Below are 19,748 nucleotides of genomic sequence, written 5' to 3'. Positions count from 1 at the left end.
GGCACTGGGTACAGTCTGTACCCATGACGGGTCTTCAGGATGCGCTCGACGGTCGCTGGGCGGACATTCGGCGCGAAGCGCGCAAGCAGCTGGCCGGCTCGCACTTCGTCGCGGTCCCGGGCGAGACGATCGGCGAGGCCCGGGCGCGGATCACCCGGCTGATCACCGAGCTGCCGATCGAGCCGGGCGTCGCGGCGGGCTTCCCGAAGGCGTACGGCGGTGGCGCCGACCCCGGCGGATCGGTGGTCGCGGCCGAGATGCTCGCTCAGCTCGACCTGTCGCTGATGGTCAAGGCCGGCGTGCAGTGGGGGCTGTTCGGCGGGGCCGTCGTCGCGCTCGGCAACGACCGGCATCACGCGGCCTACCTGCCCGGCATCATGTCGGCCGAGATCATGGGCTGCTTCGCGATGACCGAGACCGGCCACGGCTCGGACGTGCAACAGTTGCGCACGTTGTGCGCGTACGACCCGGCGACCGAGACGTTCGACCTGCACACGCCGCACGAGGCGGCCCGCAAGGACTACATCGGCAACGCCGCGAAGGACGGCCGGATGGCGGTCGTCTTCGCCCAGCTGATCACCGGCGGCAAGAGCTACGGCGTGCACGCCTGGCTGGTGCCGATCCGCGACGAGCAGGGCAACCCGCTGCCCGGTGTGACGATCGGCGACGACGGTCACAAGGCCGGCCTGCTCGGCGTGGACAACGGCCGGATCTCCTTCGACCACGTCACGGTGCCGCGGGACATGCTGCTCGACCGATATGGACAGGTCAGCGCGGACGGCACCTATACGAGCTCGATCGAGAACGACACCCGCCGCTTCTTCACCATGCTCGGCACCCTGGTGCGCGGCCGGGTCGTGGTCGGCGGCTCGGCGTCGGCGGCGACCAAGAGCGCGCTGACCATCGCGGTCCGCTACGGCGAGAGCCGCCGCCAGTTCGCCGCGCCGGGGGAACAGCGCGAGATCGTCCTCAACGACTACCTCGCCCACCAGCGGATCCTGCTGGTCGCGCTGGCCAAGACCTACGCCCTGACCTTCGCCCAGGAGGAGCTGGTCACGGCGTTGCACGAGGTGCAGACCGGCAGCGGGCCGGTCGACGAGCACCGGCAGCGGGAGCTGGAGTCGCGGGCGGCGGGGCTCAAGGCGATCCAGACCTGGCACGCCACCCACACCATCCAGGCCTGCCGGGAGGCGTGCGGCGGGGCCGGCTACCTCGCCGAGAACCGGCTGCCCGGGCTCAAGGCCGACACCGACGTGTTCACCACGTTCGAGGGCGACAACACCGTACTGCTGCAATTGGTCGCCAAAGGCCTGCTCACCGGTTACCGGGACGCGTTCGGATCGCTCGACGGGTGGGGGCGGGCGCAGTTCGTGGCCGAGCAGGTGCGCGAGATGGTGCTCGAGCGCACCGCGGCCCGGTCACTCATCCAGCGCCTCGTCGACGCCGTGCCGGGCCGCGACGAGGAGGTCGCGCTGACCGACCGCGGCTGGCACCTGCGGATGTTCGAGGACCGGGAGAAGCACCTGCTCGACGGCGTGATCCGTCGGCTGCGCCGGGGCGCGGCCCAGAAGAAGGACCGCCAGTTCGACATCTTCAACGACGTACAAGATCATGTTTTGGAAGTTTCGAAAGCGCACGTCGACCGGGTGGTGCTCGAGGCGTTCGTGGCCGGCATCGCGAAATCCGGCGAGCCGCTGCTGGCCAAGATGTGCGATCTGTACGCGCTGAGCACCATCGAGGCGCACAAGGGCTGGTATCTGGAGCACGGGCGGATCACCCCGCCGCGGGCGAAGGCTGTCACCGGCATGGTCAATGACCTGCTCAAACAGCTTCGCCCGCGGATGGGTGAGCTCGTCGACGCGTTCGCCGTCCCGGACGAGTGGCTCGCCGCCGCGATCCTGCGCGAGGAGCCGGGCCGTCAGGACGACATGGCGGCGCACGACGACGTGGTCAGCGGCCGCTGACCCAATCGCGGGCCGAGCCGGCCAGGTTCGCCGCCCCGCCGCCGACCCGCCGGACCAGCTTGACCAGGGGATCCGGCGAGTCGCGGAACGAGTCCCGGTAGTGCGCGGCGGCCGCCTTCACGTCCTCGGTGACCGACGCGTCCCGGTCGTCGTCGCGGCGCGGGTAATCGCCGGACAGGATCCGGGCGTACTCCCCGGAATCCACCCAGCGGCGCAGCTCGGCCGCCCGGGCGACCGGGAACGGCTCGCTGTTGAACGCGGTCATGCCCAGCTTGTGGATGCTGTCGCGCAGGTCGCCGCCGCCCTCATATTCCGCTGCCTGCTCGAGGAACGCGGCCGTGTCGATCTGCGACAGGTCGCCGCCGCCGGCCGTCTTCATGAACAGCCGCACGGAGGCGGCCGGGTCCTGCGCGGCGAGCAGCCCGGCCCGGTCGGCGGACAGCTCGGCCTTGCGCCACCACTCGTACATCGCCACGATGATCGCCCGGATCGCCAGGGCGCCCACCGGGATCCAGCTGACGTTCGCGACCCAGCGGGTCAGGATCGTCATGATCGTCTGGTAGACGGCGTGGCCGCTGCGCACGTGGCCGAGCTCCCGGCCCAGCAGGGTGCGCAGCTCCTCGTCGTCGAGCTTCTCCACCGCCGCCGTGCTGATCACCACGAACGGCTTGTCCATGCCGATCGCCTTGGACTGGATGATCGGCGCCTGCTCGACGAACAGCTCGGGCAGATCTTCGACGTCCAAGGATCTAGCTGCCTCGGTGTAGCGCTGGTAGACCCGCGGGTACTGCCGATGGTCGACCCGGATCGCCCCGGCGAGGTACGACAGGCGGAACCCCCGCTCGTTCCACATGCCGAAGAACGCCTTGACCAGGTCGTCGAAGCCGCGCAGTTCGCGCAGCGCGGTGAGCGCGCCCCGGTCGGCGGGATGCTCCCAGGCCCGTGAGCTGATGCCGGTCAGAACGACTCGCTGCCGTTCCGGCCGATTCTCGTCGTCAACTGTCATGGCCGACAGCCTCCCCGATTTCGTACTCCGCGGGGATCCGCCCTGGGCTGGATTCGAGGCTCGGGTCTATAACTTTCGGCCGATGACCGTGACCATCCCCGATTCGTGCCAACGCCGGGCGTCTTCACAGAAACCACACAGGTGTCCCTTTTGGATGGTGCCCCGACAGCGCTTCCAACAGAGGGGTACATCTATGCGGAAACTTCTGACCTACGGCGCGGCCGCCGGCGTGCTGGTGCTCACCGGCGCCGGGGTGGGGATCGCCCAGGCCGCCTCCGATCCGCCGCCGCTGCAGTTCGTCGCGGCGACCAACCAGGTCACCGCCGAGCGGTACGTGTGGGGCGACGAGGTCTACCTCAGCTTCGATCTCGGCCTGCACGTGATCGCCGGCAAGAACCCGTTCGAGATCTGGGCCAAGCGCACCGGCTACGACAAGCCGATCGCTGCTTCACGTGTCGTGGTGCAGAACGGCAAGTCGAAGAAGGTCGCGCTGCCGGCCGGCATGGTCACCGACTTCTCCGGCCTCAAGGACTTCACCACCATCACGATCAAGGACGCGGCCGGTACGGTCGTGACCACCTACAAGACGTCGTTCTGCGGCAACACGTGGGGCTCGGCGCGGACCCGGCCGGACGCGCCCGCGACCACGCCGTACCCGACCCAGTGCGGCGACTACAACCCGTTCACGCTCGGCGCGGTGTGGGGCGTGCAGGCGGGCTGGGACGCGACCGTCACCGACGTGCCGCCGGTCGAGAACTTCGACCTGCCCAACGGCGACTACTCCGCCACGGCCACCGTCAACCCGGTCTACCAGCAGCTGTTCGGTATCCCGGCCAACCAGTCGACCGTCTCGGTCGGGGTGACCGTGGTCGACGGCGACACCGGCGAGAAGGCGCTCAAGTCGGCCAAGGCCGCTTCCACCAACGAAGCGGACAACCCGAACGCGGGCGTGCAGGTCTCGGAGTTCCAGCCGTCGCTGCGCGCGCCGGCCAAACGACCGGCCACCCTGGCGGCCAAGCCGGCCGGCGGCCCGCGGCCTGACCTGCGCTCGCTGCCGGCCTGGGGGATCGACGTCTCTCAGGAGGACGGCAAGTCGTACGTCAACTTCGGCGCCACGGTGTGGAACGGGGGTACGTCGCCGCTGGTCGTGGACGGGTTCCGGCGGACCGGCACCGAGCTGATGGACGCGTACCAGTACTTCTTCGACGCCAAGGGCAACCAGGTCGGCTCGGTGCAGGCCGGCACGATGGAGTGGGACAACCGGGAGGGCCACAAGCACTGGCACTTCACCGACTTCGCCCAGTACAACCTGCTCGGCGCCGACTCCAAGCAGGTGGAGCGCAGCGGCAAGGAGGCGTTCTGCCTGGCCAACACGGACGCGGTCGACTACACCATCACGAACGCGAAGTGGCGGCCGGACAACACCGACCTCTCCACGTCGTGCGGCGCCAACACCACGATCGCCGTCCGTGAGGTGCTCGACATCGGCAACGGCGACACCTACACCCAGTACCGTCCCGGCCAGTCGTTCGACATCACCGACCTGGCGAACGGCACCTACTACATCCAGGTCCTGGCGAACCCGGCGAACAAGCTGGCCGAACTGGACACCACCAACAACTCGGCGCTGCGCCAGATCGTCCTGGGCGGCACCCCGGAGGCCCGGACCGTGACGGTCCCGCCGCTCAACGGCATCCCCGGCTGACCTCGCGCAGAACCCTGCCGGCCCGGGTCAGCCCCGGGCCGGCAGGCCCTCGCGTAACGCCTGGCGGGAGAGGATGTCGGCCTGGCGGGTGGGCTCGGGGATGCGGTAGCGGGAGCTGAGGGCGACCGTCAGGTCGGAGGCGTCGGGCAGGCTGATGCGGTGGCCGGCGGAGACGTAGACCGGTTTCACGCCGTCCTGCGTGCGGACCGCCCGGCCCAGCAGCTCGCCGCCGGCCTCCAGGGGTGACCAGTCGCCGCGGCGTGGGCCCGGTTCGCCGTGGGTGCTGACGAAGTCGGTCTTGGCCACGCCGAACGACGGCAGGTCCAGCAGCACGCCCAGGTGGCAGGCGAGGCCGAAGCGGCGCGGGTGGGCGATGCCGTAGCCGTCGCACATCAGCGCCGCCGGCTCCGCCGACAAGCCGGCGAGGGCCTCGAGCAGCAGGGGCAGCTCGCGGAAGGCGAGCAGGCCCGGGACGTACGGGAAGGTGATCGTGCCCGCCGAGAGCGAGACCTCCCGCACCGCGAGGTCGCTCGTGCCGATCGTCACCGCGGCGGCGACGGCGTAGTCGCTGCCGATCGCGTAGGAGATGTCGACGCCGGTGACGATGGCCGGCAACGGCGCGCGTTCCACCGGAAGGAGGACGTGTTCTCGCAACCGGTCCTGGATACGCTCAGCGTTCGCGGCGTCGATCGGCATCTCGAATTTCACGTCGACATGTTAGTGACGACTTTCATGTCGGCAGTGCGGTGAAAACCGTGGGGTCCGTGTGATCATGCTCCGAACATCGGCGAGGGGCGGAGGAACGCGGTGGGCGTGACAGCAATGGTGTCCGCGGTGCGATCACAGGTGCTGGGGCTGGTCGCACGCAGGTTCACCGGCGGTAACGGCCCGTACGCGGGTCTTTCCATGCTGCCCGACAAGATCCTTTGGCCACTGCACCGCGACGGGCTCGACCCCATCCCACAGATGGACGACTGGCGCTCGGGAAAGCCGGTCGCCCGGCTGCCGCTGCCGTTCGGGATGCGCGCCTGGCTGGTCACCGGCTACGAGCCGGTGCGCGCGGTGCTGGGCAGCGTCGACGCTTACAGCAACGACTTCGGCCGGTTCGCCGGGAAGATCGGCATCGGCGTCACCCAGGACCCGGGCGGTCTCGGCTTCGCCGATCCGCCCGACCACACCCGGCTGCGCAAGATGCTCACCCCCGAGTTCACCATGCGGCGTCTCGCCCGGCTGCAGCCGCGCATCGAGGCGATCGTGGCCGGCCGGCTGGACGCGCTGGCGGCCATTGACGGTACGGCGGACCTGTGGCACGAATTCGCGCTGCCGATCCCGGCGCTGACGATCTGTGAACTGCTCGGGGTCCCGTACGAGGACCGGGAGTATTTCCAGGAGCTCAGCACCACCCGCTTCGACCTCGGGGCGGGCGGCAACGCGGCGCTCGGCGCGATCGGCGCGTCGCTGGACTACATCGGCGGCCTGATCGAGCAGCAGCGCCGGGAGCCGGGCGACGGGCTGCTCGGCGCGCTGATCAAGGCGCACGGCGACGACATCGAGGACCGGGAGCTGGCCGGCGTCGCCGACGGGGTGCTCACCGGCGGGCTGGAGACCAGCGCCAGCATGATCGCGCTGGGCGCCCTGGTGCTGATGACCAACCCGGTGATGGCCGACAAGATGCGCGCCGGGGAGGACGTCGACGCGATGGTCGAGGAGCTGCTGCGCTACCTGACCGTGGTGCAGGTGGCGTTCCCGCGGGTGGCGGTGCGCGACGTGCGCGTCGGGGACTGCGACATCCGTGAGGGTGACGTGGTGATGTGCTCGCTCAGCGGGGCCGACCGGGACACGATGTTCGGCCCCGACCCGCACAAGATCGACGCGTCCCGGCCGGCAAACCGGTCGCACGTGGCGTTCGGTTACGGCATCCACCGGTGCATCGGGGCGGAGCTGGCCCGGATGGAGCTGCGCACGGCGTACCCGGCGCTGGTTCGTCGTTTTCCGGCGCTCGCGCTCGCCGTTCCCCCCGCCGAGCTGCAGTTCCGCCGCTCCTCGGTGGTTTTCGGTCTTGATTGCCTGCCGGTACGACTCTGAGGGGGCCGCCAAGGCGACCCCCTCATCGATCAGCCGATCTTCACGTTGAACAGCGGGTTCGCGGCCAGCTTCTTGAACGTCGCCAGGCTGCGGGCCGAGCTGTTGATGCTGATGTCGCGGTCGCCGAACTGGTCCTTCTTCGTGTCGAAGTACACGATCGCCTTGATCGCGGGGCGCTTCGCCAGCTCCGGCAGCACGCTGTTGAACTGCGCCGACTTGTCGAACACCCGGTTGATGCGGTGGTAGGCGCCCCACTCGGCCATCATGATCGGCTTGCTCTTGTGGTTCTTGACCGCCCAGTCGTAGAAGCCGGCGCCACCCGGCGCGCGCCGGTTCACCAGGTCACCGAACAGGCCGTGGTGGTAGTAGCCGGGCTCGGCGCTGACGTACGAGTCCAGGCCGATCCAGTCGGTGACGTCGTCGCCCGGGTAGAGGTCCTTCCACCAGGACTGCGCCATCCACTTCTCGTTGCCCATGTAGGCCACGACGCTGACCATGTTGTCGACGCCCTCGGCGCGCAGACGCTGGATGACGTGCCGGAACGAGGCCCGGAAGTCCTTCGCGGTCATGCCCGAGCCGGCGGCCGGGCGAACGTCGTCCTCCGGCTCGTGGTTGAGGATCAGGAAGAACTTCTTGTCCGCGTAGGTCGACTTGACCCGGGCGGCGAACGCGTCGATGCGGTGGTCCAGCTTGCCGGCGGCCACGTTGCGCCAGTTCGAGCCGTACTCGACGCGCCAGTTCATCAGCAGCACCCGCGGGTGCGCCGGGTCGCTGGACATCGCGATCTCGCCCGGGGTCGGGAACTTCTCGTCACCCTTGTGGTACGTGTGGAAGATGGTGGAGGTGCGGCCGCTGAGCTTCTCCCAGTTGCGCAGCTCCATGTCACGGGGCTTGCCGGTGAAGCCGCCGGCGGCGGCGCCCCACAGCACGTTGCAGCTCGGCACCAGCTTGGCGTCGGTCACGCAAGCGGTCTTGGCGGCGGCGGTCGTCGGGGCGGCGTCGGCGGCGTGCGCCCCCGCGCTCCCGGCGAACGCGGCACCCAGACCGGCGATCACAGCGGCCAGCGAGTACACGGACTTGCGCAACATTCAATCTCCCCCGCGTTGTCCGGCGCTTGTCGGCCGGGCATGGAGAAGAGATTCCGGCACCCGAGGTGCACGGCAAGTGCCCGAGCGGGTGCGGAAAAGTTGCGCCCGCCGGACCCCGCTTCGGTCGATCGGGATGATCGGTCCGGTCAGGCCGGGGTTGAGAATTCCCGCACCCCGAGAACCTGGCGCAGGGCCGCCTCGGCCCGGCCGGGGGAGACCACGGCGCGCCCGGCGGGGCCGGTGATCGTGACGGTCGCCCGCCACCGTTCGATCCAGGCGCCCAGGGTGCGGGCCAGCACCGGCCAGATCGCCACCGGGCCCTCGGCCAGCACCACGTACTCGCCGGCCGCGTCGACCTCGATGCTGGCGTCGCGGCCGAGCAGGTCACGCAGGTCGGCGTCGTCGAACAGCCAGTCCCACAGGGCAACCCGCTCGGTATTGGTGCCGTGAACGACGATCCGCGCTTCCACACCCGCAAGTACGGACGGGTCGCGGCCACCGTTCACTCCGGCATCTACGATCAGGCGGTGTTTCCCGACGAACGCTGGAACGAGCGCGACCGCTACCTCAACGAGCGTGAGCAGAAGCTCGACGCCCGGGAGCGGTTGCTGGACGCCCGGGAACAGCGGCTCGCCGCGGTCGAGGCCGAGACGACGGCGCGGCGGCGGGCGGTCGAGGAGCGCGAGGTCGCGGCCGAGCAGCGCGGCCGCCGGGCCGACGAGCGGGACGCGATCGCCGATTCCCGGGAGATGAATGCCGGCGCCCGGGAGCGGCTGCTCGACGAGCGCGACGCCGGGGACCACGAACCGTCCGACCCGCTCAACCAGATTCAGGGAGCGTTCGCCCGCGAGGTGGCCCGGCTGGACCGCAGCGACGCGTTCCTGGAGCGCTCCCGCGACGCGGTGCAGCGCGCACAGGCCCGGCTGGACGCGTTGCGCGCCGAACGACAGGCCTGACCTACAGGCCGAACACGTCGCCCAGGCCGGTCACCGCGATGGCCTTGCGGACCGGCGGGGACGGCTCGGCCAGGGTGAACGTCACCCCGTGCGCGGCCGCGCTGTTGCGCACGCTGACCAGCGCACCCAACCCGTACGAGTCGATGAACTCCAGCCCGCTGACGTCGACACGCAGATAGTTGCACCCGGCGATCGCCGACGCGGCGGCCAGATCGTCGCGCACCTCGTCGGCCCGGTCGAGATCGAGCTCACCGGTCAGCGTGGCGACCACGAGGCCGTCGGGATCGACCGGTTCATACCGGATCGTGGGGTCGTTCGACATCTGACGATCCTACCCACCGGTGCGGCCGCCGACACCTGCGGCGATCGCCCGGTGCACCGACCGGACCGCGCTCGCGCCCTCGCCCACCGCCGCCGCGACCCGCTTCATCGAGTCGGTGCGCACGTCGCCGGCCGCGAAGACCCCCGGCACGCTCGTCTCGAACGCCAGCGGCCCCCGGGTCGTGCCGGTCCAGCGCTCACCCAACTGCACGTCGGTGGGAAGGAAGCCGTCCTCGTCCAGGGCGACGCCGGTCAGCCACTCGGTGGCCGGCCGGGCGCCGATGAAACAGAACAGACCGAAACAACCGCACGTGCCGGACGAGGTCAGCGTGATCTCGTCGAGCCGCTGGCCGCCGTGCAGCGCGGTCACCTCGGTCGCCGTCTGCACCGTGATGTTCGGCTCGGCCAGGATCCGCTCGACCAGGTAGCTGGACATCTTCGCGTAGAGGTCGGCACCCCGCACCACCAGCCGCACGTGCCCCGCCCGCCGGGCCAGGTAGATCGCGGCCTGACCGGCCGAGTTGGCGCCACCCACCACGGTCACCGGCAGGCCGGCGACGGCCTGCGCCTCCAACTCGGTGGCCGCGTAGTAGATGCCGTTGCCGACGAAATCCGGCCAGCGGTCCAGCGGCAGGTTGCGGTAGGCGGCGCCGGTCGCCACCAGCACCGTACGGCTGGGGATCTCGGTGCCGTCGATCAGCGTGATCAGATGCCCGTCCGGCCCCGACTCCAGCGACGCCACCCCGCACGGGCTGGCCAGATGCGCGCCGAACTTCAGCGCCTGCACCGCCGCCCGGCCGGTCAGCGCCGCTCCGCTGAGACCGAACGGGAAACCCATGTAGTTCTCGATCCGCGAGCTGGCGGCCGCCTGCCCACCGGTGGCGACCGCGTCGAGCAGCACCGTCTCCAGGCCTTCGGACGCCCCGTACACCGCCGCGGCCAAACCCGCCGGCCCGGCGCCGACGATCGTGAGGTCGGCCACCCCTTTCGGCGTACGGCGATAAGTGAGACCCAGATGCTGGCTGAGGATGCCCGGATTGACCCGCCGCATCGTCTCCCGCGGGGTGACCACCGCCGGCAGATCGGCGGCCGTCAGGCCGGCGTCGCTCATCGCCGCGCGTCCCTCGTCGGTGGTGTCCGCCAGCCACAGATGTGGCTGCTCCTGCCGGGCGAGGAAGGTCTGCAACGCCATCCCGGGCCCGGACGACGCGTTGCCGATCACCGACAGGTTGCGCCCCGACCGCCGCTGCATCAGGAGCCGCCGGGCCAGGAACCCGCGCAGCAGCAGGTCGCTGAGCTCGGTGTCCTGCGCCATCAGCAGCCGGAACCCGGCCGCCTCGATGCGGTGGATCACGCCGTCCTTCGCCACCCGTGCCGCCAGGATGCGGGTCTGACCGGTGAGCAGGTTCATCTCGCCGACGAACTGCCCCGCCCCGGCCGACAGGAACAATTCCTCGGGCGCGGTCGCCGTCGGCGTCCGGACGATCTCGACGGTCGCGCTCTCGACCAGGATCAGGTCGCAGTCCTCGTCGCCGAAGTCGAACAGGATCTCACCGGCCGCCACCTCGTGCCGGCTGCCGTAGGACGCCGCGCGGGCGAACTGCGCCTCGTCCAGCTCGTGGAAGGCGCTCGCGAGAAGCTCGTTCTCGTGCTCGCCGAGTTCGGGAAACGCTGAGGGGAAGTGCGACACCCCGAGATGGTTGCAGAGCCCTCCGAGACTCGCCAACGCCCATCCGGTATGGTTCTCCCAACGCGGACGTAGCGCAGCTGGTAGCGCATCACCTTGCCAAGGTGAGGGTCGCGGGTTCGAATCCCGTCGTCCGCTCTCTGTTTTCCCGGGAGACCTGGTGGTCGACTCTCGCACTCCGGTCATTGTCGGGGTCGGCCAATCCATTGATCGCCTCGATTCGCCGGGCTATCAGCGACTTTCCGCAGTTCAGCTCGCTGTCTCGGCCGCTCGGGCCGCGCTGGCCGGTGTCCCCGCCGACGTCATCGACGTGGTGGCGGGCGTGCGCCAGTTCGAGATCTCGGTGCCCGGCGCAGACACCCCACTGGGCATATCGGACAACTTCCCCCGCTCGGTCGCGTCCCGGCTCGGCGCCAAACCACGGCGGGCTGTGCTCGAGGTCACCGGCGGCCAGTCACCCCAGCACCTGGTCAACGAATTCGCCGCGGCGATCGCCACCGGCGAGGCCGGCGTCGTCCTTCTGGCCGGCGGCGAGGCGATCTCGACAATTGAGCGGTACGCCGAAGCCGACGACCGGCCCGACTTCACCGAACACGTCGACGGCGACCTGGAGGACCGCGGTTACGGCCTCGACGGCATGTTCTCGCTGACCCTGATGGCGCACGGCCTCGCCGACATGCCCGCGCAGTACGCCCTGCTGGAGAACGCCCGGCGCGCCCGCCTGGGCCTTTCCCGGTCCGCTTACGCCGCCGCGATGGGCTCGTTGTTCGCGCCGTTCACCCGGGTGGCCGCGGCGAATCCGTTCGCCGCCGCGCCGGTGGCCCGGGACGCTGCTCAGCTCGCCACGGCCAGCGACGCGAACCGGCCGATCGCCGACCCCTACACCCGCTACCTGGTGGCCCGGGACAAGGTCAACCAGGGCGCGGCCGTGGTGATGATGCCGGTCTCCGAGGCGCAGCGGCTCGGCATCCCCCCGTCCCGCTGGATCTTCCTGGCCGGCCACGCCGACCTGCGCGAACGCGACCTCCTCCAGCGGCCCGACCTGAGCTCGTCACCGGCTGCGGGCGCCGCCGCCCGGCACGCCCTGTCGGTGGCCGGCATCGGCGTCGATCAGTTGGCCACGATCGACCTCTACAGCTGCTTCCCGATCGCGGTCTTCACCGTGGCCGAGTCGCTGGGCCTGGCCGTCGACGACCCGCGCGGCCTCACCGTGACGGGCGGCCTCCCGTTCTTCGGCGGCCCCGGAAACAACTATTCGATGCACGCCATCGCCTCCACCGTCGGGCGCCTCCGCTCGGCTGGCGGGTTCGGGTTCGTGGGCGCCAACGGCGGCTCGATGACGAAATACTCGGCCGGCGTCTACAGCTCGTCCCCGGTCGAGTGGACCCCCGACGAGAGCCCCCGCCTGCAGTCCTCGCTGGACGCGGCCGCGCTGGTCACCGAGGCCGAGGAGGCCGACGGCGAGGCCACGATCGAGACCTACACCGTGAAGCACGGCCGCGAGGGCCGCCGCCGCGGAATCGTGGTCGGCCGCCTCGCCGACGACGGCCGTCGTTTCGTGGCCAACGGTCTGGCCGACTTCCTGGCCGACCCCGCAACCGAGCCGATCGGCACCCGCATCCGCGTCCGTCCGACCGGCCTGCGCAACGAAGTAGCCTTCGGCTGAAGCTTGCGATCGCTCGGTAATCTCCGCCGCATGACTCTGCCGACGACCGTGTCCGAGCTGACCACCGCCTTTCTGCGCGAGGTCGACGCACGGTTGCCGGGCCGGCTCGTGGGGTTCTTCCTGCACGGGTCGATCTGCTGGGGGGAGTTCTTTGCCGGCAGCGACATCGACTTCGTCGGGCTGTGGGACGAACTGCCGTCGGGCGATGACCTGGAGCTGCTCCGGGCGGCGCACGAGGCGACCAAGGCGCGCTTCCCCGCGCCCGAGTTCGACGGCTTCCACTGCACCGCGGCCGACCTCGCGGCCTCACCCGCCGGCCGTCGCCCGGTCTACTTCCGGAGCGAGTTCGACCCGGCCGGCAAGCTCGACATCAACCAGGTGACCTGGCACGAGTTGGCCGAGCGCGGCGTCACGATCCGCGGTGAGCTGCCGGCGGTTTACACCAACCTGACCGAGCTGCTCGACTTCACCCGGAACAACCTGGACACCTACTGGCGCGGTGTCGACGAGCAGGTCGAGCAGGCCGGTCTGGAGGCGCTCGGCAGGCACGACGATTCCGTGTCGTTCGTCGGGCTCGGACCGGCGCGGCTGCACCACCTGCTGGTCACGAAGGAACTGACGTCCAAGAGCGGGGCCGGGCGATACGTCCGCGACCGCCTCGATCCCCGGTGGAACCTGATCGCCCGGGAGTCGCTGCGGCTGCGCGAGGAGCCCGGATCCGCGAGCCTCTACAACGATCCGGTGCAACGCGGCCGGGACACCGCCGAGCTGCTGCGCTGGCTCATCGACGACGGCCTGTCCATCCAGGCGGAGTAGTGACTCCTCGGCGCGCGGGCCTGCCGGCATGCGCGTTCCCCGCCCCCGATTTTTCGGGAAATCGGGGTCTCGTCGGCATCCGGAGACCCCTATTTCAAGGGAAATAGTGTTGCGTCCGGTCCGAGGCGGGGCCGGGGTGGTTCCGGGTTCGGCGGCGTGCGCGTTGCCCGCCCCGATTTTCGGGAAATTAGGGCCTCCTCGGCGTCTGAAGGGCCCTATCGCAAGGGAAACGGCGGCACTTTCGAGCCGGGCCGCGCCGGGTCAGCCTGCACCCCCACCACCACGATCAACCCGAGATCACGGACAGCGGGGTATCCGGTCGGCGTCGAGACGCCGACTTCCGTGAACTCGGGTTGATCATGGAGGGTGGCGCGGGGCTACGTCGTGGCCAGGGCCTCCGTCGGGGTCAGGCGGGCGGCTCGGATCGCTGGGTAGACCCCGGCCAGGACGCCCGCGGCCAGGGCGCCGGCCACGCCCGCGGCCAGAGGGCCGGCCGGGATCACCAGCGGCCACTGCTGCCAGGTCACGTAGGCGGCGGTGGCCAGGATGCCGGCGGCCGCCCCGACCGCGCCGCCCAGGGCTGACAGCAGCACCGATTCGGTGAGGAACTGCGCGCGGATGTGGCTGCGGTGTGCGCCCAGGGCTCGCCGGAGGCCGATCTCCCGGCGTCGCTCCAGCACCGAGATGACCATCGTGTTGGCCACGCCGATCGCTCCGACCAGCAGCGACACCGCGGCCAGGCCGAGGAACAGCGTGCCGAAGGTGCGGTCGCCCTCCCGCTTGGCCGCCAGCGCGTCGGACGGGCGGCTCACCTGCACGAGGCCGGGCAGCTCCGGGTAGACGGTGGCCGGCAGGACCGCGCGGACGTCGTCGATGGCCGCCTCCTGCGACCGCACGTAGAGGACCGTGGGATGGCCGTCGAAACCCAGCGTCGTGCGGGCGGCGTCCCAGCCGACCAGCACCGCGTGATCCAGCTCCGGGGCCAGCGGTGCGGGAGCCATGATGCCGCCGATGCTGAACCAGCGGTTGCCGATCGACAGCCGTGCCCCCGGTGGCGGCCGGCGGTCGTACCCGAGGGTCGCGGCCGCCGTGTAACCCAGAATCGCCACCGGAAAGCGCGCGGTGACGGCGGTGAGGAACGACCCGCTCGCCATTGTTGCCCCGGCCGCCGGGAGCAGGTCGGGGCGGGTGGCGAGGACGGTCAGGCCGGAGCCGTCGTCGGGGTTGATGAGGTCGGAGCGGCGCACCACGGCGTGCGTGTTGGCGACCGCGCTGACCCCGGTGACCGGGCCGATCCGGCCGACCATCGCGACCGACTCGGACGGCAGCACGGTCTGGTTGTCGCCGGCGCTGACCGGCTGCACGCGCAGCAGGTTGGTGCCGAGCGCGGAGAGCCGGTCGGCCAGGGCCTGCCGGCCGGCCGCGGGGATGGCGGTCACCACGATCATGGTGGCGACGCCGATCGCGATGCCGAGGGCGGACAGCGCGGCCCGCGCCTGCCGGCCGCGCACCCCGAGCAGGCCGAGGCGCAGCACGTCTCCGGGGCTCACGGCACGATCCGCTCGCCGAGCGGGACGGCGCGTTCGCCAAGCTGGGCGGCGCGTTCGCCAATCGGGTCGTGCGGGTCCTGCGGGGCGAGCGGGGCGAGCGGGACCGGCGGGGCGAGCGGGACGATTCGTCCGTCGCGCAGGGTGATGCGGCGGGGGAGACGCTCGGCGATCTCGCGGTCGTGGGTGATGACCGCGATGGTGGTGCCGTCGGTGCGGTTCAGGTCTTCCAGCAGGTCGAGGACGGCCGCGCCGGTGGCGGTGTCGAGGGCGCCGGTCGGCTCGTCCGCGAGGACCAGCGCGGGCCGGTGCACGAGGGCACGGGCGATCGCGACGCGCTGTTTCTCGCCGCCGGACAGCTGCTGAGGGCGGTGGTCCACGCGGTGGCCGAGACCCACCCGTTCGAGCGCGGCCAGCGCCAGCCCGCGGCGGCGGCGCCGGGGCACGCCGGTGTAGAGCAGGGCGGTGGCCACGTTGTCGGCGGCGGTCAGCGCGTCGAGCAGGTGGAACTGCTGGAAGACGAAGCCGATCCGGGTGCCGCGCAGCGTGGCGAGGCGCTTGTCGCGCAGCGTGCCGGTGTCCACGCCGTCGACACGGACGGTGCCGCCGGTCGGGCGGTCGAGCGTGCCCATGATGTTGAGCAGCGTCGACTTGCCGGAGCCGGAGCGGCCGACGATGCCGAGCAGGTCACCCTCGGCGACGGTGAGGGTGACGTCGTCGAGGGCGGTGACGCCACCGGGATACGCCTTCGTGACGTTCTCCAAGGCGAGCACCGTCACGGCGTGGTCACCACTTCGAGGCCCTCGGTGACATCCGCCCCGGACACCTCGACCAGACCGTCGGCGAACATGCCGGTCTTCGCGGGCACCAGGGATCCGTCGCGTTTCTGCACGGCGTACCCGCCCTCGCGCAGCGCGACCAGCGCACCCACCGGAACCGTCAGCACCTGCTTGCGGACCTGGCCGGTGAAGCGCACCTGGACCGCCGCCGCGTCGAGCTTCGCCACGTCGGCGGCGCGGGTCAGCCGGATCGTCACGGTGAGTTTCGGCGCCTCCCCGGGTTGACCCTCGGCGACGACCGTCCCCACCGAACCGACCGTGCCCGGCGTCTCGGTCCCGGAGGGCAGATCCACGTTCACCGCCACGCCGGCCCGCACCGATCCGGCGTCGGTGGCCTCCATCGGCACGGTCACGACCTTCCCGGCGCCGGTGACCGTGAACAGATCGCCGGCCGCCGGGTCGCCGGGATGCGCGGCGATCGCGGAGACCCGCCCGGGGCCGTCGAGGACGACGGTCCGTGCGGGGGTGACGACCACGCCCGGTGACGGAAAATCAAGATCGCGCTGCCATCGGCGTACGGCGTCGAGCAGCCCCGCATCGAGCACGTCGTTGTCCCGTACGCGATGGGACGCATACCCCAGAATGATCAGATTGTCCCGCAGCTCGGCCACGTCCCGGCCGGTCAGGCCGGTTTTATCGAGCGCCCGGAACAGGGGAGTGGCGCCGAACAGGACGAGCACCGGCTGGTCGTCCACCCGGTAGAGCGGCTTCCCGCGACGCACCGTGCTGCCCACCGCCGGCAGTTGCGTGACGACGCCCGGCCCACTGCCGCGGACCGTCACCCCGGCGCCGTAACCGAGTGTGCCCGGCATAATGCGGCTATCGGCCAGATCGGTCCGGGTGACTTGCGCGATGGTCAGCGACGGCGCGGTGGCCGGGGTCGCCGCCACTCGGGACGGGGCGAACCGGGCGACCGCGAAGCCCGCGCCGGCGGCGAGGAGCACCCCGGCGGCGACGAACTTAGCTGCCCGCACCGAACGCCTCCCGGATGCAGTCCTGCTCGATCTTGTCGCCGTTGGGCGGCGTACCGCCGTGGTCGACGTCGAAGGTCCACTCGCCCGGCTTGGTCACGTGCACCTTGAATCCGTGTTTGCGCAGGCAGCGCACGTGGTCGTTCCACTGCGCGGCGAAGTTCGGGTTGGCGTCCTCGTCGAGCTCCTTCGGCTGCAGCGGCAGCTTGTTCGCGCAGGCGAGATAGGCCGACTTCGGCTCGCCGCTGTCGTCGATCCGGCGGCCCCCGTTCGGCCCCGGAATGGTGACCAGAACCTTCACACCGTGCCCGACCAGGCAGTCGTCGTACGCGGTGTAGAGCCGGGTCCGCTCCTCGTCGCTGGTGTCGAGCCGCAGCTGCGGCCGGGTCTCCCCGGCGGCGGCCGCCGCGGAGGCGGACGGCGCCGGGCTGCTGATGGTGGCGACCTGCGGGCCGGCCTCCGATGAGGAGGGGCCGGCACACCCGGCCACGGCCACGACGCCGAGAAGGGCGACAACAATTTTTCGCATGCCGGGGACGCTGCCCGGCACTTTTATGGAACCTGTCAGGATTTCGTGAGCCGCCGATGGTCCCGCCTACACTCGCCGCCATGTGCGCACATGTGCTGGTCGCCGAGGACGACATCAAGCAGGCCGAACTGGTGCGCCGCTACCTCGAGCACGACGGCCACCGGGTGACGGTCGTCGGTGACGGCCGGGCCGCGCTGGAGCAGTGCCGGCGCAACCAGCCCGACCTGCTGGTGCTCGACGTGCTGATGCCCCGGATGGACGGTCTCGACGTCTGCCGGGTGCTGCGCCAGGAATCCGACCTGCCGGTGCTGATGCTCACCGCGCGGGCCGGCGAGGACGACCTGCTCCTCGGCCTCGACCTCGGCGCGGACGACTATCTGACCAAGCCCTACAGCCCCCGCGAGCTGGTCGCCCGGGTGCGCACGCTGCTGCGGCGCACGGGAGCGGCGCGTTCCGCGCCGCCCGATCGGTCACTCACGGCGGGAAACCTGAGCATTGATCCGGTACGTCATGAGGTCCGTCTCGCCGACCGCATGATCGACTGCACGCCCGGTGAGTTCGAACTGCTCTCCGCCCTGACCGCCGAGCCCGGCCGCGTGTTCACCCGCGCCCAGCTGTTGCGGCGCCTGCACGGGTTCGACCGGTTCGTGACGGTGCGGACCGTCGACGTACACGTCATGAATCTCCGCAAGAAGATCGAGACCGATCCGCGCAACCCCGCGCTGATCTTGACGGTCTACGGCGTCGGTTACAAGGTCGCGGCCTAGATGCGCTCCCTGCTCGTACGCCTGCTGGCCGCCCTGGCCGTGGTTTCGATCTGCTCGGTCGCCGCCACCGCGTGGCTGGTCGTGCGCACCACCACCCGGGCACTACGCCAGGAACAGGCGCAGGCCCTGACCGACGACGCCCGGGTCTACGACACGCTGCTCGGGTTCGCCGCCACCCACCCGTCCTGGTCCGGGGGCGCGCCGGTGGTGCGGACGCTGGCCGCATCGACCGGCCACCGGGTGGCCCTGACCACCCGCGACGGCACGGTGATCGCCGACTCGGGCAGCGGCGCCCTGCCGGCGCACGCGTCGGCCACCGTGGACCCGTTGCAGGATCTCTCCGCCCAGATCGACAGCCGCGCGGTCGGCCCCTTCCGGCTCCCGGCCGCCGAACGCACCGCCCTGCACGCCCTGGCGTCGGAGGTCTTGGACTGCCTGCGCACGACGCCCGCGGGCGACGACTACCCGGGGGACCGGGAGATCCGCGACGCCCGCATCGTGATCGACCCGAGCGGCCGCCCCCGCGTGGAGACCCCCGGCTCGGACCTGCCCACCGGCACGACCTGCCTCCGCCCGCGCGGCGCCCTGGCCGAGCCGACCGCGACCGAACGCCGGGCGATCGCCCAGCTGGACACCCTGGTCAACAACTGCCTGCGCCCCCGTAACGCGCCCACCGTGCGGATGTCGCCGGACTTCAGCTGGCGCTGGGCCGACCCGGGCAACGTGCGGGCCGGTCTCGGCCTCGAGACCGCGGTGGTCGGCTGCGTGACCCAGGCCCGCCGCACCCAGCTGGCCGCCTACACCGCGCCGGCCGCGCTGCTCTACCTGACCACCCCCGGCGCCGCCCCGGCCACCGGTTTCGACCTGTCACCCGCCAACCGGGCCCGGATCGTCGGCGTGAGCGCCCTGGTCCTGCTGTTCACGGTGCTGGTCGGCGCGCTGGTCGGCCGCCGCCTGGTCCGGCCGCTGCGCGCCCTGACCATCGCCGCGTCACGCATGCGCGACGGCGACGTCTCGACCCGGGTCACGGTGCGCGGCAACGACGAGATCGCCCGGCTGGGCGCCGCTTTCAACGACATGGCGGCCCGCCGCCAGCAGTCCGAGCTGCTGCGGCGCGACATGGTCGGCGACATCGCCCACGAGATGCGTACGCCGGTGACGAACATCCGCGGCTGGCTGGAGGCGACCGAGGACGGCGTGGCGGTGCTCGACGACGCCCTGGTCAACTCGCTGCTGGAGGAGGCGGTGCTGCTCCAGCACGTGATCAACGACCTGCAGGACCTGTCCGCGGCGGACGCCGGCGAGCTGCGCCTGCATCTCGCCGAGGTGGACCTGCCCGAGCTGCTCGCCCAGATCGCCGCGACATTCCGTACGCCGTCGGTGTCCGTCCTGGTGGACGCCCCACCCGGCCTGACGCTGACCGCCGACCCGATCCGCCTGCGCCAGGCGATCGGCAACCTGACCGGCAACGCCGTCCGTCATTCCCCACCCGGCGGCGCCGTGACCCTGCTGGCCCGCGCCGCCGGCGACGGGGTGACCGTCGCGGTCGCCGACGAGGGCGCCGGCATCGCCGCCGCCGACCTGCCGCTGGTGTTCGAGCGCTTCTGGCGGGCCGAGAAGTCCCGCAACCGCCAGACCGGCGGAAGTGGCCTGGGCCTGGCGATCACCCGAAAGCTGGCCGAGGCCCACGGCGGCACGGTCCAGGTCACCAGCCCACCCGGCCAGGGCGCAACGTTCACCCTGCACCTGCCGTGCGCGGGCCAACCTCGCCGGCAGCCCGGCGGCGGCTGAGCCAGGCGCG

The 19,748-nt window shown here is 71.2% G+C and carries 18 protein-coding genes and 1 tRNA gene; 9 read left to right on the top strand and 10 right to left on the bottom strand.

Translation table 11 applies throughout. The annotated features are described in order from the left end of the window. Positions 1 to 23: 23 nt before the first annotated feature. Complete coding sequence (locus tag AB0E90_RS39095; protein ID WP_360417140.1) at positions 24 to 1,964, top strand: acyl-CoA dehydrogenase; 1,941 nt, start codon at positions 24 to 26, stop codon at positions 1,962 to 1,964. Here the strand turns inward: AB0E90_RS39095 and AB0E90_RS39090 are convergent. Then, complete coding sequence (locus AB0E90_RS39090; protein WP_360417138.1) at positions 1,951 to 2,970, bottom strand: M48 family metallopeptidase; 1,020 nt, start codon at positions 2,968 to 2,970, stop codon at positions 1,951 to 1,953. The genes AB0E90_RS39095 and AB0E90_RS39090 overlap by 14 nt on opposite strands. A gap of 193 nt (positions 2,971 to 3,163) precedes the next feature. Between AB0E90_RS39090 and AB0E90_RS39085 the strand changes: the two genes are divergently transcribed. After that, a complete protein-coding gene (locus AB0E90_RS39085) occupies positions 3,164 to 4,675 on the top strand; it encodes a lysyl oxidase family protein (protein WP_360417136.1) in 1,512 nt (503 codons plus the stop codon). A gap of 27 nt (positions 4,676 to 4,702) precedes the next feature. Here AB0E90_RS39085 and AB0E90_RS39080 read toward each other — a convergent pair whose 3' ends face one another. Further along, the gene (locus AB0E90_RS39080; protein ID WP_360417289.1) at positions 4,703 to 5,371 is read right to left on the bottom strand and encodes an endonuclease V; all 669 of its coding nucleotides are present in this window, start codon (positions 5,369 to 5,371) and stop codon (positions 4,703 to 4,705) included. A gap of 138 nt (positions 5,372 to 5,509) precedes the next feature. On the opposite strand from AB0E90_RS39080, the gene AB0E90_RS39075 reads away from it, so the two are divergent. Then, positions 5,510 to 6,760 carry a cytochrome P450 gene (locus tag AB0E90_RS39075; RefSeq protein ID WP_360417134.1) on the top strand — a complete coding sequence of 417 codons (1,251 nt, stop codon included), beginning with the start codon at positions 5,510 to 5,512 and terminating at the stop codon, positions 6,758 to 6,760. 29 nt (positions 6,761 to 6,789) lie between these two features. Here AB0E90_RS39075 and AB0E90_RS39070 read toward each other — a convergent pair whose 3' ends face one another. Both AB0E90_RS39070 and AB0E90_RS39065 read right to left on the bottom strand, forming a co-directional pair. After that, positions 6,790 to 7,848 carry a glycosyl hydrolase gene (locus AB0E90_RS39070; protein ID WP_360417132.1) on the bottom strand — a complete coding sequence of 353 codons (1,059 nt, stop codon included), beginning with the start codon at positions 7,846 to 7,848 and terminating at the stop codon, positions 6,790 to 6,792. Positions 7,849 to 7,994: 146 nt separating this feature from the next. Further along, a complete protein-coding gene (locus AB0E90_RS39065; protein WP_360417130.1) occupies positions 7,995 to 8,318 on the bottom strand; it encodes a hypothetical protein in 324 nt (107 codons plus the stop codon). Here AB0E90_RS39065 and AB0E90_RS39060 point away from each other — a divergent pair. Then, positions 8,295 to 8,804: a hypothetical protein gene (locus AB0E90_RS39060; RefSeq protein ID WP_360417128.1), complete on the top strand. Its 510-nt coding sequence runs from the start codon at positions 8,295 to 8,297 to the stop codon at positions 8,802 to 8,804. The two genes, AB0E90_RS39065 and AB0E90_RS39060, sit on opposite strands and share 24 nt — an antisense overlap. Before the next feature lies 1 nt (position 8,805). On the opposite strand, the gene AB0E90_RS39055 is transcribed toward AB0E90_RS39060, so the two are convergent. Together AB0E90_RS39055 and AB0E90_RS39050 are read right to left on the bottom strand one after the other, a co-directional pair. Beyond that, positions 8,806 to 9,126, bottom strand: a complete 321-nt coding sequence (locus tag AB0E90_RS39055) for an STAS domain-containing protein (RefSeq protein WP_360417126.1) — start codon at positions 9,124 to 9,126, stop codon at positions 8,806 to 8,808. Positions 9,127 to 9,135: 9 nt separating this feature from the next. After that, entirely contained in the window at positions 9,136 to 10,815 is a 1,680-nt protein-coding gene (locus tag AB0E90_RS39050; RefSeq protein WP_360417124.1) for an FAD-dependent oxidoreductase, read from the bottom strand. Positions 10,816 to 10,877: 62 nt separating this feature from the next. On the opposite strand from AB0E90_RS39050, the gene AB0E90_RS39045 reads away from it, so the two are divergent. The 3 genes from AB0E90_RS39045 (at position 10,878) to AB0E90_RS39035 (ending at position 13,294) form a co-directional block, all read left to right on the top strand. Next, positions 10,878 to 10,950, top strand: a tRNA-Gly gene (locus AB0E90_RS39045). 22 nt (positions 10,951 to 10,972) lie between these two features. Next, on the top strand, positions 10,973 to 12,478 hold the full coding sequence (locus AB0E90_RS39040; protein WP_360417122.1) for an acetyl-CoA acetyltransferase: 1,506 nt from the start codon (positions 10,973 to 10,975) through the stop codon (positions 12,476 to 12,478). A 30-nt stretch (positions 12,479 to 12,508) separates the two neighbouring features. Further along, entirely contained in the window at positions 12,509 to 13,294 is a 786-nt protein-coding gene (locus tag AB0E90_RS39035) for a hypothetical protein (RefSeq protein ID WP_360417120.1), read from the top strand. Between the two features lie 377 nt (positions 13,295 to 13,671). On the opposite strand, the gene AB0E90_RS39030 is transcribed toward AB0E90_RS39035, so the two are convergent. From AB0E90_RS39030 to AB0E90_RS39015, 4 genes are read right to left on the bottom strand one after another with little or no spacing between them, the layout of a single operon-like run. Continuing rightward, a complete protein-coding gene (locus AB0E90_RS39030; RefSeq protein ID WP_360417118.1) occupies positions 13,672 to 14,844 on the bottom strand; it encodes an ABC transporter permease in 1,173 nt (390 codons plus the stop codon). Continuing rightward, on the bottom strand, positions 14,841 to 15,614 hold the full coding sequence (locus tag AB0E90_RS39025) for an ABC transporter ATP-binding protein (RefSeq protein ID WP_360417287.1): 774 nt from the start codon (positions 15,612 to 15,614) through the stop codon (positions 14,841 to 14,843). The genes AB0E90_RS39030 and AB0E90_RS39025 overlap by 4 nt, the downstream gene beginning before the upstream one ends. Before the next feature lie 2 nt (positions 15,615 to 15,616). Beyond that, positions 15,617 to 16,654 (bottom strand): efflux RND transporter periplasmic adaptor subunit, encoded by a 1,038-nt coding sequence (locus AB0E90_RS39020; RefSeq protein ID WP_360417116.1) that lies wholly within the window; start codon positions 16,652 to 16,654, stop codon positions 15,617 to 15,619. Then, positions 16,641 to 17,180 (bottom strand): hypothetical protein, encoded by a 540-nt coding sequence (locus AB0E90_RS39015; protein ID WP_360417114.1) that lies wholly within the window; start codon positions 17,178 to 17,180, stop codon positions 16,641 to 16,643. The genes AB0E90_RS39020 and AB0E90_RS39015 overlap by 14 nt, the downstream gene beginning before the upstream one ends. 80 nt (positions 17,181 to 17,260) lie before the next feature. Between AB0E90_RS39015 and AB0E90_RS39010 the strand changes: the two genes are divergently transcribed. Together AB0E90_RS39010 and AB0E90_RS39005 are read left to right on the top strand one after the other, a co-directional pair. Beyond that, a complete protein-coding gene (locus AB0E90_RS39010) occupies positions 17,261 to 17,947 on the top strand; it encodes a response regulator transcription factor (RefSeq protein ID WP_360417112.1) in 687 nt (228 codons plus the stop codon). Continuing rightward, the gene (locus AB0E90_RS39005) at positions 17,948 to 19,738 is read left to right on the top strand and encodes a HAMP domain-containing sensor histidine kinase (protein WP_360417110.1); all 1,791 of its coding nucleotides are present in this window, start codon (positions 17,948 to 17,950) and stop codon (positions 19,736 to 19,738) included. Positions 19,739 to 19,748 lie beyond the last annotated feature (10 nt).

The sequence above is a fragment of the Actinoplanes sp. NPDC026619 genome (assembly GCF_040638295.1).
Taxonomy (GTDB): Bacteria; Actinomycetota; Actinomycetes; order Mycobacteriales; family Micromonosporaceae; genus Actinoplanes.
Note: the sequence above shows the minus strand (reverse complement) of the source record. Positions and strands in the feature narration are given on the sequence as shown.